Below are 15,658 nucleotides of genomic sequence, written 5' to 3' on the forward strand. Positions count from 1 at the left end.
GGTAAACGACATGCCCACGCTCTTCGACCCGATCAAGATCGGCGACCTGGAACTTTCCAACCGCATCATCATGGCGCCGCTGACCCGCTGCCGCGCCGACGAGGGCCGGGTGCCCAACGCCCTGATGGCCGAGTACTACACACAGCGCGCATCTGCGGGGCTGATCATCAGCGAGGCCACCTCCGTAACGCCCCTGGGCGTCGGCTATCCGGATACCCCCGGCATCTGGTCCGACGAGCAGGTGAAGGGTTGGAGCAACATCACCAAGGCGGTACACGCCAACGGCGGCAAGATCGTCCTCCAGCTGTGGCATGTGGGTCGTATTTCCGACCCGAGCTTCCTGGGCGGCGAGGCCCCGGTGGCGCCCAGCGCCATCGCGGCCAAAGGTCATGTCAGCTTGCTGCGCCCGCTGCGTGACTATCCGGTGCCGCGCGCCCTGGAAACCGAAGAGATCGCCGAAATCGTCGAGGCCTACCGAGTCGGTGCGGAGAACGCCCAGGCCGCCGGTTTCGATGGTGTGGAAATCCACGCGGCCAACGGCTACCTGCTGGATCAGTTCCTTCAGGACGGCACCAACAAGCGCAGCGACCAGTACGGCGGCTCCATCGAGAACCGCGCGCGCCTGCTGCTGGAAGTCACTGATGCGGCGATCAACGTGTGGGGCGCCGGTCGCGTAGGCGTGCATCTGGCACCGCGTGCCGACTCCCACGACATGGGGGATTCCGACCTGGCCGCAACCTTCGGCTATGTCGCCCGTGAACTGGGCAAGCGTGGCGTCGCCTTCATCTGCGCCCGCGAGAAGGAGGGCGAAGACAGCCTGTCACCGCAACTGAAGGAAGCCTTCGGCGGCGTGTTCATCGCCAACGAGCGCTTCACCCGGGACAGCGCCAATGCCTGGCTGGAAAGTGGCAAGGCCGATGCCGTGGCCTTCGGCATCCCCTTCATCGCCAACCCCGACCTGCCTGAGCGCCTGCGTCTGGACGCTCCTCTGAACGAGCCGCGTCCGGAACTCTTCTACGCCAAGGGCCCGGTGGGCTACATCGACTACCCGCGCTTGTAACCGCGGACCATCGCGAGAGAAGCCCCGTGCCGCAAGGCCGGGGCTTTTTCATTTGCGGGCCGGAAAACGTCCTGTGGGAGCGGGCTCATTTGAACTTGGGACACCACGTCCTCAGGGCGAAATGCTCCCATTCGGAGGATAAAGCCGGCCTGCTAGCCAGTAGCCCGGATCGAGAGGGGAGTAATGGTCTGCATCCTCTGGTAGCTTTGCATCCATTGCCCGTCCGTCGGGATCGCCCCAGGGGGAACCCGGTGGCGATTCGTGTGACCAATGGAGTCCGGCCTGAGTCTCTGGGCCGTCAGCGACATGCCAAAGGAAGCCCGCATGCACAAATCACTACGCCCCCTCGTTGCCCTGCTCGCCGCCCTGGCGCTGCCCGCCCACGCGAGCTGGTACCTGGACAACGAGTCATCGCGGATATCCTTCATCTCCACCAAGGCCGGCAGCCTCTCCGAGGTGCACCGATTCCTCACCCTGCACGGCAAGATTGGCCAGGACGGCAAGGCCCGCCTGCGCATCGAACTCGAATCGGTCAGTACCGGAGTACCGCTGCGTGATCAGCGCCTTCGCGATCAGTTCTTCGAAATAGCCAAATTCCCCGAGGCCGAAGTCAGCGCCCAGCTGGACCTGCGTCCGATCACCGACCTGGCTCCCGGTGCGCAACTGGAACTGGGCCTGCCGCTCACCGTGAACATTCGCGACAAACAGCAGCATTACCGCGCGGAACTCCTGGCCACGCGCCTGGATGACCATCGTTTCCAGGTGGTTACCCTGGCGCCGCTGGTGCTGCAGGTGGAGGACTTCGGCCTGACCACGGCGCTGGATGAGCTGCGCAAAGTGGCCGGTTTGCCGGGAATCAGCCTGTCGGTACCGGTAGGGGCCGTGCTGATCTTCACGGAGCGCTGATGGGGCAGATCTTCCCCTGGAAGTCCGGCAACCGCTTCGAGCTGTTGATCGACGGCCCACAGTTTTTTCCGACCATGCTCACTGCCATCGCCCGCGCGGAGTACCAGGTCGCGCTGGAGCTCTACCTGGTGGAAGACGGCCAATGCAGCGAGGCACTGGTCGACGCCCTCTGCGTCGCGGCCGTGCGGGGTGTGCGCGTGCGTTGCCTGTTCGACGGCTTCGGCTGCCTGCGTCTGGGTGCGGCGCTGCGTGAGCGGCTGATCGACGCCGGGGTGCTGCTGCAGTTCTACAACCCTATCCGCTGGCGGCGTGGCTTCAGCAACCTGTACCGCGACCACCGCAAGATTCTGGTGGTGGACGATCGCCTGGCGTTTGTCGGCGGCACCGGCTCCACGGATGAGTTCTGGAGCCCAGCCCAGGAGACCAGCCGTTGGCACGAGGTGATGGTGGCCATCGAGGGGCCGCTGGTGGCGCACTGGCAACTGATCTTCGACTACCAGTGGCTGGCCAACCTCGGCCGCCGTCCCTGGAAACCGGAAGAGGCGCCGGGTCTCGCCCATCTGCCGCCTTATCCGGCGGTAGGCGAGGGCCTCGGACGTCTGGCCTACGCCGACGCCAGCCAGCATCGCGATATCGTCCAGTCGCTGACACGCAGCATTCGCACGGCGCGCAACCGCGTGTGGCTGGCGACACCTTATTTCCTCCCGAGCTGGAAGGTTCGTCGTGCGCTGATCAAGGCCGCGCGACGGGGTGTCGAAGTGCGTCTGCTGCTGACCAGCCGGCACACCGATCACCCACCGGTGCGCTTCGCGGGCCAGCGTTACTACCCGCGCCTGCTGCGTTCCGGCGTGCGGATATTCGAGTACCAGCAGCGCTTCCTACACCTGAAGATGGTGCTGGCGGATGACTGGGTCAGCGTTGGCTCCTGCAACTTCGACCACTGGAACCTGCGCTTCAATCTGGAAGCCAACCTCGAAGCGATCGACCCGAGCTTTACCGAGGCGGTGGCTATCTGCATGCGCCAGGATTTCTCCGATAGCCGCGAAATCACCATGGAGGACTGGCATGCGCGCCCGCTGATCAAGCGTTTGCGCCAGCGTCTCTGGGGATGGCTGGATCGACTGGTGGTGAACCTGCTCGACCGCCGCCGCTAGGAGCGCGAAGCCGGGGCCGCACTTTCGTCGGGTGTGCGCGGGTCAACGCCGGGCTAGGCTTGCTCCACGACAACAAGAGGGAGTGGCTGCATGGGCCGCCGATACCTGCCGATCCTGCTGCTTTGTGCTGTGCTGGGAGGCTGTTCCACGCCGGGTGCCTTCTTCGGCGCCACTGAAGGGCCGCCGTTCCAGGCCGGTGCGCCCAGTGACGGTGAGCACGCGCTGGTCTACCTCTACCGGCCGCAGAGCGAATGGGCGGACCAGGAGCTGGAGGCTCCAGGCATTTTCCTCAATAACGAGTTGATCGGCAGTCTGCCAAGCAACGGCTACCTGGTGCTGGAGTTCGACGCCGCCAGCTACAAGCTGGAGATGCGCCGACCGCTCTTTGGCAGCTACTGGACCTTGTTCGCAGACGGCCCGCTGGACTTCACCCTCATCACCTCTTTTGCCCTGGACGCCACGGCCGGGCGTACCTACTACCTGCGCTACGACGAGCTGGATCCGCCGCCGAAGAATAGCGAACAGCCCAACGCCAGCAATGGCCCCCTGCAACTGGTAGAGGCGTCCCTGGGCAGTCGGGAAATCACCACGACCCGCCAGGTGCAGCCGAGCGAACGCATCGCCGCCAGCGGTGATCGGGTCCGACCGCAGGAGGGATTCTGGCGCGGTGTTGGCCGGGCGCTGGATAAGATCGGCATCTGAGTTGTGCCTTCCGTCCCTGTAGTAGGGGCCTATTACCCGCAGCCGAAAGGCGCGGGGGATAATTGGCTACCCTTTGAAGTCTCAGGGCTTCCAATCCAGGAGGATGCGAAATGGCCGCGAAGAAGATTCTGATGCTGGTTGGCGACTACGCCGAAGACTACGAAACCATGGTGCCGTTCCAGGCCCTGCTGATGGTTGGCCACAGGGTGCATGCCGTCTGCCCGGGCAAGATTGCCGGGCAGACCGTGCGGACTGCCATCCATGACTTCGAAGGCGACCAGACCTACAGCGAGAAGCCTGGCCACAACTTCGCCCTCAATTTCGATTTCGCCAAGGTCAAGGCAGAAGACTACGACGCCCTGTTGATTCCCGGTGGCCGCGCGCCGGAATACCTGCGCCTGAATGCCTCGGTGCTGGAGTTGGTGAAGGCCTTCGACAAGGCTGGCAAGCCCATCGCTGCCGTTTGCCATGGTGCGCAACTGCTGGCAGCCGCCGGCGTGCTGGAAGGCCGCGAGTGCAGCGCCTACCCGGCGTGCGGCCCGGAAGTGCGGCTGGCTGGTGGTCAGTATGTGGATATCCCGGTGGACGCTGCCCATACCCAAGGCAACCTGGTGACCGCCCCGGCCTGGCCGGCCCATCCCGCCTGGCTGGCGGGGTTTCTCACGTTGCTCGGGACGAAGATCGAGCTATAAGGCGCGTAGGGTGGAAACCGCTTATCGTTTCCACCCTACGCCGATACGCCACACCACGAATCTGGAGGCGCGCCATGTGCGAGCTGTACGTCAAGGCTGATCCCATCCTCTACGAGTCCCGCTCGCGCTCGCTGCGCATCCGTGGCGTGGTGACCACCCTGCGCCTGGAGAACCAGTTCTGGGACATCCTGCGGGAGATCGCCGAAGTGGACGGCATGACCACCAACCAGCTCATCACCAAGCTCTATGACGAGGTGATGGAGTACCGCGGTGAGGTGGTCAACTTCGCGTCTTTCCTGCGGGTCAGTTGCACCCGCTACCTGGCTCAGCGCCGCGCTACGGTGCATGAGCTGCCGAAGGCGCGAGTGCAGGGCTGAGACCTCAAACCACCTGTTCGACCCAGTCGTTCAGGTTGTAATAGTTGGTCACGCGGGCGATTTTGCCGCAGTGGATGTGGAAGAAGGCGCCGGCTGGCAGCACGTAAGTCTGGCCCTTGGCCGGCGGCAGGCCCTCATCGTCGGACAGGTACTGGCCGTGCACCACGAACTCGGCGGCTGCGCGGCTGCCGTCAGCACTTTGCATTACCACGATGTCGGACAGGCGCTCCTTGTAGCAGCGGTTCATCTTCTCCATGAACGCGGCGAACGCCGTCTTGCCCTGCTGGCGTTCGCCCTGGTTGATGTCATGCACCACATCCTCGCTGAGCAGGGCGAGGAACGCCGGCATATCTCCGGCGTTGAAGGCGTTGTAATAGGCTTGCACCAATTCGGTAGCGGTCATGGTTGGGTTCCTGTCGCAATGGGGTCATTCGGTCCGTGCCCGGCATGATAGGTTCTCGACCCAGGCCCGGCTTAGCCAGGGGCGTCATCCACATCGCCAGAACGACCGCTCCCATGCACATCCGTATTCTCCAGGGCGCTGCCATCGCGCCCCATATCGAAGACCTCGCACGCCTTCGCCTGACGGTGTTCCGCGAGTTTCCCTATCTCTACGACGGCACGCTGGACTATGAGTCGCGCTACCTCTCGACTTATGCCGAATCACCGGAAAGCCTCTTTGTCCTGGCCCTGGATGGCGACCGGGTCGTGGGTGCTTCGACGGGCCTGCCTATGTCGGATGAAACCGACGAGTTCCAGCGGCCCTTCCGCGAGCAGGGTTGGGAACCGGAGCGCATTTTCTATTTCGGCGAGTCGGTGCTGCTTCCGGAGTACCGCGGTGCCGGCCTGGGCGTGCTCTTCTTCGCCGAGCGCGAAAGTTACGCACGGCGTTTGGGGCGGTTCGAGCATTGCGCCTTCTGCGCGGTGGAGCGCCCGCTCGATCATCCACGCCGTCCGATCGGCTACCAGCCGCTGAATGAATTCTGGGCGCGGCGTGGCTATCGCCATCACCCGGAACTACGCACCGCGTATCACTGGCGCGACCTGGACGAGGAAACCGAGTCCGCCAAGCCCATGTCTTTCTGGCTCAAGGAACTCAATCCATGATCAGGATCGCCGCCTGCCAGTACGCCATCGAGCTCCATGAAAGCTGGGGTGCGTACGCCACTCACCTGGAGAGCCTCTGCGCAGAGGCTGTCGAGGCCGGTGCAAAGTTGCTGGTGCTGCCTGAGTACGCAGGCCTGGTGCTGGCCGGCCAGTTGTCGCCGGCTGAGCGGAGTGACCTGCAGGCCTCTATCGCGGGTGTCCAGCCGTTGCTGCAGGACTGGCGTGCACTGTGCGCCGGCATCGCGGCCAAGCTCGGTGTTTACCTGCAGCCCGGCAGCCTGCCGGTGCGCGATGCCGATGGGTTGTACCGCAACCGCGCATGGCTGTTCGGTCCGGGGGGCGAACTGGGCTTCCAGGACAAGCTGATCATGACCCGCTTCGAGCGCGAACAGTGGGGAATTGCAGCGGGGCAGGGGCTCAAGGTGTTCGACACGGCACTGGGGCGGTTGGGCATCCTGATCTGCTACGACAACGAGTTCCCGATGCTGGCCCGGGCCCTGGCCGAAGGCGGCGTCGACCTGATCCTCGCCCCCAGTTGCACCGACACCGAGGCCGGCTACCACCGTGTGCGCATCGGCGCTCAGGCTCGCGCCCTGGAAAACCAGATCGCCGTGCTGCAAGCGCCTACCGTCGGCCTGGCGCCCTGGTCGCCGGCCCTGGACGAAAACATCGGTCGCGCCGGCCTTTATGTACCGCCGGACTACGGTATGCCGAGCAATGGCGTGATCGCCGAAAGCCCCGAGCTTTGCCCCGCGACCAGCCAGTGGCTGCTCTGCGACCTGGATCTGGATGAAGTGCGCCGGGTGCGCCAGGAAGGGCAGGTGTTCACGCGCCGGGATTGGCCTGAGCAGTTCGAGCAGACGACGCTTTTGTAGGATGGGTGGAGCTTGCGATACCCATCAGCCATGTCCCAGTAGACTCTATAGGTCTCGCTCCGCTCGCCCCATCCTACATAAGGCTCCAACGCGAAAGCGCAAGAACGAAAAAGCCCGGCACATGGCCGGGCTTTTCATGCAGCGATGAAGGCTTACTTGACTTCCACCGCCAGGTTCTCGGCGATCTTCTGTTGCCAGATCGCCGGGCCGGTGATGTGTACCGACTCGCCCTTGGTGTCGACGGCGACGGTAACCGGCATGTCCTTCACTTCGAACTCGTAGATGGCTTCCATACCCAGTTCGGCGAAGGCGAGGACCTTGGATTTCTTGATCGCCTGGGCCACCAGGTAGGCGGCGCCGCCGACGGCCATCAGGTAGACGGCCTTGTTGTCCCTGATCGCGTCAATGGCGATGGGGCCGCGCTCGGACTTGCCGATCATGCCCAGCAGGCCAGTGCTCTCGAGGATCTGGCGGGTGAACTTGTCCATGCGGGTCGCGGTGGTCGGGCCTGCCGGGCCAACCACTTCGTCGCCTACCGGATCGACCGGGCCGACGTAGTAGATGAAGCGACCTTTCAGGTCCACCGGCAGTTCTTCACCTTTGTTCAGCATGTCGACCATGCGCTTGTGCGCAGCGTCGCGGCCAGTCAGCATTTTGCCGTTGAGCAGGACGGTTTCGCCCGGCTTCCAGCTCTGCACTTCTTCCGGGGTCAGGGTGTCGAGGTCGACACGGCGGGCCGAGGGACCGGCTTCCCAGACGATTTCCGGATAGGCGTCCATCGGCGGCGCTTCCAGTTCGGCCGGGCCGGAGCCGTCGAGCACGAAGTGCGCGTGACGGGTGGCGGCGCAGTTGGGGATCATGCACACCGGCAGCGAGGCAGCGTGAGTCGGGTAGTCCATGATCTTCACGTCGAGCACGGTGGTCAGGCCGCCCAGACCCTGGGCACCGATGCCCAGCTGGTTGACCTTCTCGAACAGCTCGAGGCGCATTTCTTCGATCTTGTTCTGCGGGCCGCGGGCTTTCAGCTCATGGATGTCGATGGACTCCATCAGCACTTCCTTGGCCATTACCGCGGCTTTCTCGGCGGTACCGCCGATGCCGATGCCGAGCATGCCCGGCGGGCACCAGCCGGCGCCCATGGTCGGGACGGTCTTCAGGACCCAGTCGACGATGGAGTCGGACGGGTTGAGCATGGCCATCTTCGACTTGTTCTCGGAGCCGCCGCCCTTGGCCGCGACGTCCACTTCCACGGTGTTGCCCGGGACGATGGAGTAGTGGATGACTGCTGGAGTGTTGTCCTTGGTGTTCTTACGGGCGCCGGCCGGGTCAGCCAGGATGGAGGCGCGCAGGACGTTTTCGGGCAGGTTGTAGGCGCGGCGCACACCCTCGTTGATCATGTCGTCCACGCTCATGGTGGCGCCGTCCCAGCGCACGTCCATGCCGACGCGGACGAACACGGTGACGATACCGGTGTCCTGGCAGATCGGGCGATGGCCGGTGGCGCACATGCGGGAGTTGATCAGGATCTGCGCCATGGAGTCGCGCGCGGCGGGCGACTCTTCACGCAGATAGGCCTCGTGCATGGCCTGGATGAAATCCACGGGGTGGTAGTAGGAAATGAACTGCAGGGCGTCGGCGACACTCTGGATCAGATCATCTTGCTTGATCACGGTCATGGGTGCGCTCCTCTTGGAAGGGAACATCAGGGAAGCGCCGGACCACGACCCGGCGCGCTTGCAGGCTAAAAAGGCGCGGCAGTATAGCGCGTGGTGTCTGCCGGGCACAGTCGCCGGCAGTCGACCTTGGTCGGTTGTCGGACACTTCCTACGCACTAGGCATTTTGTGATCACAGGCGTACATTGAAGGCATGGTGCCATTACGGGAAGGAGCCCATGAGCCCATCCAGCCAGCGGATCAGCCATAGAGCCCTGCAGAGTCTGCTACTGAAGCGCTTTGGCATGGCTGTGGCCACCTACTCGATGGTCCTGCTGTTGTGCTGGGTCGCAATGATCGGTGGCCTGTTCCGGGTGTCGGCGAGCACTGCCCTGATTGGTTCTGGCCTCGTCGCCCTTTCCCAGCTCGTGCTGTTCTGGCTGTTCATCAGCGGGCACAACCTCCGATTTACCGACCCAAGCCTGACCGCGCCCCAGGTACTGCTCGCACTGGGCTGGACGACCTGGCTGATGTCCATGGTCGATGACGCGCGAGGCACGCTGCTGGCGGTCTACGTCCTGATCATGCTGTTCGGGGTGTTCCAGCTCAAACCCAGGGTATTCACCCGCTGCGCGGCGGTAGGGTTCTTCGCGTTCGCCGGCCTCAACCTGTTCGAAGCCTACTGGATGCAGCTGCCAGACCCGTCGCTGGCACTGCTGCAGGTCTGCGTACTCTTCGTGCTGATGGTTTGGCTGAGTCTATTCGCCAGCTATGTACAGGCGCTGCGCCAGCGAATGCGCCAACGCCGCTTCGCCCTCCAGGCGCACCAGGACACCCTGCGCGGCATGATGCGCCAGCTGGAAGACCTGGTGGCCACCGACGAATTGACCGGGCTGTTCAATCGCCGCCATTTCCTTCGCCTGGCCGGTCGCGAGCTGGACAACCTCGCGGCGAATCGCCAGCACGGCCTGGCGCTGATCGACCTCGACCATTTCAAGCGTATCAACGACGTCCACGGCCATGCCGCTGGCGACCGGGTACTGCAGACCTTTGCCGCAGTGGCGCGGGCCTGCCTGCGCGACGGCGATGTGCTGGCGCGCTACGGCGGCGAGGAATTCGTCCTGCTGCTGCCCAACTGCGATGCGGATCGCCTCACCGCCTGTTGCGAGCGACTGCGCCAGGCCTTCGAGCAGTCCGAGCCAGTGGGGGTGCAGGTGGATCGGCTGAGCCTGTCGGCCGGCATGACGTTGCTGACGGCCGGGGACGATCTGGATGATGCGCTGCAGCGCGCGGATCAGGCACTCTATCGGGCGAAGCGCGGCGGACGTAACCGTTGCGATGCCGCCTGGGAGGGCCAGGGTGCCTGAACTTGAAGTCGCCGGAAAACGTTGGACGGTTGCACCTGCCAGCAATCTGCTGGACGCGCTGAACGCTCGGGGCTGCCAAGTGCCCTATAGCTGCCGGGCTGGCAGCTGCCACGCGTGCCTGGTTCGTTGCCTGTCCGGTGAGCCGGCGGATGCGAAACCGGAAGCGCTGGACCGTTCTCAGCGCGCCGAGGGCTGGCGGCTCTCCTGTCAGTGCCTGGTGGTGCAGGATCTGGTGGTGGAGGTCTTCGATCCAGCCCGTGATGGCCTCGAGGCCGACGTCGTTGGCCTTGATTGGCTGACGCCCGATGTCCTGCGCTTGCGACTCGTGCCAAGGCGACCGTTGCGCTACAACGCCGGCCAGCACCTCCTGTTGTGGAACGACGAGGGGGTCGCCCGGCCTTATTCCCTGGCCAGCTTGCCAGGTACCGAGGAAGGCCTGGAATTTCACCTGGACTGCGGCAAGCCCGGTCTGTTCAGCGACCGGGCTCGGCGATTGGTACTGGGTGACAAACTGCGTCTTGGCGAACTTCACGGCGGTGCGCTGCATTATGACCCGGCCTGGGATGTCCGGCCGCTGCTGTTCCTTGCCTCGGGTACCGGATTGGCTCCACTTTGGGGCTTGCTGCGGGAGGCGCTGAGGCAGCATCACCAGGGACCGATCCGCCTCATTCACCTCGCCCATGATGCCCGCGGTCACTATCTGGCGGAGCCCCTGGCGGCGCTCGCTGCGACACACCCGGGTGTGGATGTTCGGCTGATCACGCCGGCCGAGCTGCCAGAGGTTTTGGCGCAATTCCGCCTTGTTTCGCGCCAGACCATCGCCTTACTCTGCGGCCACCCTGCCAGCGTCGAGGATTTCGCGCGCCGGCTATACCTGGCCGGCCTGCCCCGTAACCAATTGCTGGCCGATACCTTCCTGACCCGCGAAGCTTGAAGCGGGCACTAGAACATCGAGGACTTCCCATGAGCGAGCATATTCTGGTCGAGCGCGAGCAGGGCCTGCTGACGCTGCGCATGAACCGCCCAGACAAGAAAAACGCCCTGACCCGCGCCATGTATAGCCGCATGGCCGAGGTGCTGGACGAGGCGCGGGAGGATCGCGAGGTGCGTGCGGTACTGATCGCCGGTAGCGAAGAGTGCTTCACCAGCGGCAATGACATCGTCGACTTCCTCCAGGAGCCGCCAACCGGGATGGACAGCCCGGTGTTCCAGTTCATGCGCGCGCTCTTCGACTTCCCCAAACCGGTCGTGGCGGCCGTGAGCGGTCCGGCGGTGGGCATTGGCACCACCCTGCTGCTGCACTGCGATCTGGTCTACGTGAGTCGCGACGCCAAGCTGAAGATGCCCTTCGTCAACCTTGGCCTGTGCCCGGAATTCGGCTCCAGCCTGATCCTGCCGCGCCTGCTCGGTCATGCGAAGGCTGCGGAGTTGCTGCTGCTCGGTGAGGGCTTCACAGGTGAGCAGGCTGCCAACTGGGGCATAGCCAATGCCGCCCTGGCGAACGGTACCGAGGCCCTGGCCCGCGCTCACGAGGCTGCGCTGCGGTTCCTCGACCTGGCACCCTCGGCATTGGCCGTGAGCAAACGCTTGATGCAGGCCCCGGGCCGCGATGAGCTTCGCCGGGTGATCGCCGAGGAGGGCGAGTTGTTCAGCCAGCGCCTGCGTTCGCCGGAAGCAGTAGAGGCGCTGTCGGCCTTTACCCAGCGTCGCAAGCCGGATTTTTCAAAGTTCGTGTGATTGTGGGGGTGAATTCATTGGCCAAGGGCAGCTCTGCTGCCCCCTTCGGCCTTGTAGAGCAGGGTCTTGCGGCCTGAACAGCGAATGAATTCACTCCTATAAGACAGCAAAAAGCCGCCCCCGAAGGGCGGCTTTTTCGTTCCAGATCGGGTCAGACCAGCAGGTCGCCGACGTGGAGGATCTTCATGGTGTTGGTGCCGCCCTGGGTGGTGTAGCTGTCGCCCTTGGTCAGGATCACCCAGTCACCCTTGGTGACCACGCCACGTTGCAGCAGTTCGTCCACGGCCATCTGGCTGACCTTCTCCGGCGGCAGCGCGGCGGCGTCGAAGGGGATGGTTTCCACGCCACGGAACAGAGCCACGCGGGCTTGGGTTTCGCGGTGCGGGGAGTACGCGTAAATCGGTACCGAGGAACGGATGCGCGACATGATCAGCGGGGTGTAGCCACTTTCGGTCAGGCAGATGATGGCCTTGATACCGGGGAAGTGGTTGGCGGCGTACATGGACGCCAGGGCAATGCTTTCGTCGCAGCGCTCGAAGGTCTTGCCAATACGGTGGCTGGAGCGACGGGTGTCCGGGTGCTTCTCGGCGCCCTGGCAGATGCGCGCCATGGCCTGCACGGCTTCGAGCGGGTACTCGCCAGCGGCGCTTTCGGCCGACAGCATCACGGCGTCGGTGTAGTCGAGCACGGCGTTGGCTACGTCCGAGACTTCCGCGCGGGTCGGCATCGGGCTGTGGATCATCGACTCCATCATCTGAGTCGCAGTGATCACGGCTTTGTTATAGCGGCGGGCGTGCAGGATGATCTTCTTCTGGATACCCACCAGTTCGGCATCGCCGATTTCCACGCCGAGGTCACCACGGGCCACCATCACGGCGTCGCTGGCGCGGATCAAGCCGTCCAGGGCTTCATCGTCGGCGACTGCTTCGGCGCGTTCGATCTTGGCCACCAGCCAGGCTTTGCTTCCGGCTTCGTCGCGCAGGCGGCGGGCCAGTTCCATGTCGGCGGCGTCACGGGGGAAGGACACCGCCAGGTAGTCCAGTTCCATTTCCGCGGCCAGCTTGATGTCAGCCTTGTCCTTGGCGGTCAGGGCCGGAGCGGTCAGGCCGCCGCCGCGGCGGTTGATGCCCTTGTGATCGGACAGGGGGCCGCCGATGAGCACGCGGCACTGCAGCTCGTCGGCGCTGGTGGATTCGACGCGCATCACCACGCGGCCGTCGTCCAGCAGCAGTTCGTCGCCGACGCCGCAATCCTTGATCAGGTCCGGGTAGTCGATGCCCACCACGTCCTGGTTGCCGGCGTCACGCGGGTGGGTGACGGAGAAGCGGAAGTTGTCGCCTTCTTTCAGTTCGATGCGTTTGTTGGCGAACTTGGCGATGCGGATCTTCGGGCCTTGCAGGTCGCCGAGCAGCGCGACGAAGCGGCCGTGCTTGGCGGCCAGCTCGCGGACCAGGCGGGCGCGTGCCTTGTGTTCCTCGGGGCTGCCATGGGAGAAGTTCAGGCGGGCGACGTTCAACCCGGCGATGATCAGTTGCTCCAGGACCTCCGGGGAGTTGCTGGCCGGGCCGAGGGTGGCGACGATTTTGGTACGGCGGAAGGGCATGCGAAGACTCCATTTTTCAAGCAGAGCCCGAGGCTACTACGCTGGAAAACTGTAGTCATTGTTCGTTTTCACTACCCGCTGAATTGTTTCAGGTGGCCCGCCGGACGGCTTCAGGGATGGTCCTGGTTGAGGGCTTGATCAAGATGGCGCGAGGCCTTGCTGGCCAGGTCGCTGTCAGGGAACTGCACCAGCAGCCGACGGAAGTAGCCGATGGCCTTGTCACGGTTGGCGTGCGGGTTGTCCGGCGCCAAGTACATCAGGCCCAACTGGTAGAGCGCTTTCTGCTTGATGTCCGGTTGCACATGCGCGTCGGACAGGGCCAGCAGGTAGAGTTCCTCGGCTTCGGCAACACGATCCTTGAGCACGGCACGGCGTGACAGCAGGGTCATGTCCGGATCCAGTCCTGCTTTGTAGAGGTCGAGGTTAACGCTCGGCTGCCAGGTGGCGAGGAGTTCGCGCGAGGTCTTCTGCACAGGCTCCTTCGCTCGTTGGCGGATCACCAGAATGCGTGCTTCGGTGCGCTCGGCCGCGCGGCTGCTGGGAAATTCGTTGAGCACCCGTTCCAGGTAGGCCATTGCCTTGATGTCATCGCGCTGCTCGTTGAAGCGGCTCATGTAGATCAGGCCTATCTGGTAGAGGGTAATGGCGCGAACGTCGTCGCTGAACTTGTCGTCGCGATAACCGATCAGGTAAAGCTCTTCCGCCTCCGGGCTCTTGGCATCTCGAATGGCCATGGCGCTGTAAGTGAGCAGGTCGCCTTCTTCCTCCACGGCTGCGGCCATGCGCTTGCTCTTCATAGTCTTGTATTCCACCACTTCGTTGGTGGTGATCTGGGCGATGAAAAGCGGCGTGGTAGGTGAGCAGGCGCTCAGCAACACGCAGAGGGCGAGGAGGGCAGGGCGCTTGGAATGCATGGGGTGACCGGGGCCTTGGACGACCCACGCAGTCTAGCAGTGGCTGCTGGCCATCCGTGGCGCGCGCCCGCAAGTCCAATCGGAGGTTATGCTTCGTACTTCGTGATCGCCCGGCGGCCTGAAGAAGCGGCGCTTTCGGCCGATATCCCGGTGGACGGAGGAACTATCCATGCGAACTTTGTTAATCCTGACCCTGCTGGCCGCCACGGTTGGCTGCACCCGCTGGTCGCTCGACCATCACCTGAACAACGCCTACCGCTCGTACGAGAGGGGCAATTGCGAGGACGTGATGCTCGAACTGTCCAAGGCCGAGCGCAAGAGTCGCTCCCGCCAGTACCTGCAGCCGGAAATTTCCCTGCTGCGCGGCCAGTGCCTGGAACGCCAGAATCTGTTCGTCGATGCGGCGCAGACCTACCAGTTCATCATCGCGCGCTATCCCACCAGCGAGTACGCCTACCGGGCAAAGGCGCGTCTGGATACCTTGCAGCAACTTGGTCGACTGGGTAGCAGCGCGGCCAGCGCCGCGCCGCTCTGACCTGAAACCTGGCCGTCGGTCGTTGCTCGCTTGAGCGGCGATGGGGCACAACTAAGCTGAGCCACTATCCGAGGGAACCCTGGAATGCGTTACCTGCTGTGCTGCCTGTTACTGGTTCCGGTCGCTGCCAGTGCGGAAATCTACCGATGGACCGACGCCCAGGGGCAGGTTCATTTCAGCGAGACGCCACGGGAAGGTGCCAAGCCGGTTACGGTGAGGCCCCAGGTGGTGGAGCGCGACCAACTGACTCGCGAGCGCGAGGCACGTACGGCGAAGTTCTACGATGCGCGCCGCCAGGAGCAGGCGGCCGCGGCTGGCCGGGCCGCGGAGGCGCGGGTGCAGCAAGAGAAAAAGTGCAGCCAGCTGCGCGATCAGCAGGGTCAGCTAAGTAATGGCGGTCCCGTCTATCGACTCGACGAGCGCGGTGAGCGCCAGTACTACACTGATGAACAGATCGAGACCTTCCGTCGCAAACTGGCAGAGAGCGTGGCCAGCGACTGCTATTGATGGTTGGTCCGTTACGGCAATGCGTTCATACTGAAATGCCATCAATAGCGATTTGATATCATGCCTACCAAGCGCCATATCGAACGCCATCAGTTGCCTTACTACCTGAAGGTGTTCAATCGCATTACCGACAAGCCCATGGGCTACCTGGGCAATGTCTCCATGGACGGGCTGATGCTGATCAGTCAGCTGCCCATGTTGGTGGGTGCGCGCTTCGATATGCGACTGAAGATTCCTGGCAAGGACGGGCAGCTGCATTTCATTGATTTCTACGCCAACTGTCAGTGGTGCCATGAGGATGTAACGCCCGGACACTATGACTCCGGTTTCTCTCTGGTAGCCCCACCGTCAGAATACGCCGACCTCATCGATGCCCTGCGTTTCTATTTCAGCTTTCGCCCTTTGGCCGCCTCGGCCTGAATCTGTCTGAGCGAAGGTCTCTCGCCCGCATTCGGGATGGGCTTGTCTC

The 15,658-nt window shown here is 63.8% G+C and carries 18 protein-coding genes; 14 read left to right on the forward strand and 4 right to left on the reverse strand.

The genetic code is table 11. The features are described from left to right. The first annotated feature begins 10 nt into the window (after positions 1-10). The 6 genes from E8F20_RS23005 to E8F20_RS23030 all read left to right on the forward strand — a co-directional run bounded on the left by E8F20_RS23005 (position 11) and on the right by E8F20_RS23030 (position 4,891). On the forward strand, positions 11-1,060 hold the full coding sequence (locus E8F20_RS23005) for an alkene reductase (RefSeq protein WP_280285814.1): 1,050 nt from the start codon (positions 11-13) through the stop codon (positions 1,058-1,060). A gap of 324 nt (positions 1,061-1,384) precedes the next feature. After that, positions 1,385-1,966 carry a YceI family protein gene (locus E8F20_RS23010; RefSeq protein WP_280285815.1) on the forward strand — a complete coding sequence of 194 codons (582 nt, stop codon included), beginning with the start codon at positions 1,385-1,387 and terminating at the stop codon, positions 1,964-1,966. Beyond that, a complete protein-coding gene (locus E8F20_RS23015; protein WP_280285946.1) occupies positions 1,963-3,120 on the forward strand; it encodes a phosphatidylserine/phosphatidylglycerophosphate/cardiolipin synthase family protein in 1,158 nt (385 codons plus the stop codon). Before E8F20_RS23010 ends, E8F20_RS23015 begins: the two co-directional genes overlap by 4 nt. A 90-nt stretch (positions 3,121-3,210) precedes the next feature. Further along, positions 3,211-3,822 carry a DUF2846 domain-containing protein gene (locus E8F20_RS23020; protein WP_280285816.1) on the forward strand — a complete coding sequence of 204 codons (612 nt, stop codon included), beginning with the start codon at positions 3,211-3,213 and terminating at the stop codon, positions 3,820-3,822. 110 nt (positions 3,823-3,932) lie between these two features. Beyond that, complete coding sequence (locus E8F20_RS23025) at positions 3,933-4,514, forward strand: DJ-1/PfpI family protein (protein ID WP_280285817.1); 582 nt, start codon at positions 3,933-3,935, stop codon at positions 4,512-4,514. A 74-nt stretch (positions 4,515-4,588) separates the two neighbouring features. After that, positions 4,589-4,891: a ribbon-helix-helix domain-containing protein gene (locus E8F20_RS23030; RefSeq protein ID WP_280285818.1), complete on the forward strand. Its 303-nt coding sequence runs from the start codon at positions 4,589-4,591 to the stop codon at positions 4,889-4,891. 4 nt (positions 4,892-4,895) lie between these two features. On the opposite strand, the gene E8F20_RS23035 is transcribed toward E8F20_RS23030, so the two are convergent. After that, positions 4,896-5,294, reverse strand: coding sequence for a nuclear transport factor 2 family protein (locus E8F20_RS23035; RefSeq protein ID WP_280285819.1), 399 nt, complete (start codon positions 5,292-5,294; stop codon positions 4,896-4,898). A gap of 113 nt (positions 5,295-5,407) precedes the next feature. Between E8F20_RS23035 and E8F20_RS23040 the strand changes: the two genes are divergently transcribed. Together E8F20_RS23040 and E8F20_RS23045 are read left to right on the forward strand one after the other, a co-directional pair. Beyond that, entirely contained in the window at positions 5,408-5,998 is a 591-nt protein-coding gene (locus tag E8F20_RS23040; protein ID WP_280285820.1) for a GNAT family N-acetyltransferase, read from the forward strand. Next, a complete protein-coding gene (locus tag E8F20_RS23045) occupies positions 5,995-6,873 on the forward strand; it encodes a carbon-nitrogen hydrolase family protein (RefSeq protein ID WP_280285821.1) in 879 nt (292 codons plus the stop codon). Before E8F20_RS23040 ends, E8F20_RS23045 begins: the two co-directional genes overlap by 4 nt. Positions 6,874-7,025: 152 nt before the next feature. Here E8F20_RS23045 and E8F20_RS23050 read toward each other — a convergent pair whose 3' ends face one another. Beyond that, positions 7,026-8,549, reverse strand: a complete 1,524-nt coding sequence (locus E8F20_RS23050; RefSeq protein ID WP_028628679.1) for a fumarate hydratase — start codon at positions 8,547-8,549, stop codon at positions 7,026-7,028. Positions 8,550-8,765: 216 nt separating this feature from the next. On the opposite strand from E8F20_RS23050, the gene E8F20_RS23055 reads away from it, so the two are divergent. The 3 genes from E8F20_RS23055 to E8F20_RS23065 are packed head-to-tail and all read left to right on the forward strand — an operon-like array spanning position 8,766 to position 11,630. Further along, entirely contained in the window at positions 8,766-9,893 is a 1,128-nt protein-coding gene (locus E8F20_RS23055) for a GGDEF domain-containing protein (protein WP_280285822.1), read from the forward strand. After that, positions 9,886-10,827, forward strand: a complete 942-nt coding sequence (locus E8F20_RS23060; RefSeq protein ID WP_280285823.1) for an iron-sulfur-binding ferredoxin reductase — start codon at positions 9,886-9,888, stop codon at positions 10,825-10,827. The genes E8F20_RS23055 and E8F20_RS23060 overlap by 8 nt, the downstream gene beginning before the upstream one ends. A gap of 29 nt (positions 10,828-10,856) precedes the next feature. Further along, positions 10,857-11,630 (forward strand): enoyl-CoA hydratase, encoded by a 774-nt coding sequence (locus tag E8F20_RS23065; protein ID WP_280285824.1) that lies wholly within the window; start codon positions 10,857-10,859, stop codon positions 11,628-11,630. A gap of 151 nt (positions 11,631-11,781) precedes the next feature. On the opposite strand, the gene pyk is transcribed toward E8F20_RS23065, so the two are convergent. After that, a complete protein-coding gene (gene pyk / locus E8F20_RS23070) occupies positions 11,782-13,233 on the reverse strand; it encodes a pyruvate kinase (RefSeq protein ID WP_028628675.1) in 1,452 nt (483 codons plus the stop codon). A gap of 110 nt (positions 13,234-13,343) precedes the next feature. Then, on the reverse strand, positions 13,344-14,147 hold the full coding sequence (locus tag E8F20_RS23075; RefSeq protein ID WP_280285825.1) for a tetratricopeptide repeat protein: 804 nt from the start codon (positions 14,145-14,147) through the stop codon (positions 13,344-13,346). A gap of 169 nt (positions 14,148-14,316) precedes the next feature. Between E8F20_RS23075 and E8F20_RS23080 the strand changes: the two genes are divergently transcribed. From E8F20_RS23080 to E8F20_RS23090, 3 genes are all read left to right on the forward strand, one after another. Further along, positions 14,317-14,682, forward strand: a complete 366-nt coding sequence (locus E8F20_RS23080; RefSeq protein ID WP_280285826.1) for a tetratricopeptide repeat protein — start codon at positions 14,317-14,319, stop codon at positions 14,680-14,682. Positions 14,683-14,766: 84 nt separating this feature from the next. Next, positions 14,767-15,189, forward strand: a complete 423-nt coding sequence (locus tag E8F20_RS23085; protein ID WP_280285827.1) for a DUF4124 domain-containing protein — start codon at positions 14,767-14,769, stop codon at positions 15,187-15,189. A gap of 60 nt (positions 15,190-15,249) precedes the next feature. After that, positions 15,250-15,609 (forward strand): PilZ domain-containing protein, encoded by a 360-nt coding sequence (locus E8F20_RS23090; protein WP_028628671.1) that lies wholly within the window; start codon positions 15,250-15,252, stop codon positions 15,607-15,609. The last annotated feature ends 49 nt before the right edge of the window (positions 15,610-15,658 follow it).

This window comes from Pseudomonas sp. BN415 (genome assembly GCF_029871195.1).
Classification (GTDB): domain Bacteria; phylum Pseudomonadota; class Gammaproteobacteria; order Pseudomonadales; family Pseudomonadaceae; genus Metapseudomonas; species Metapseudomonas resinovorans.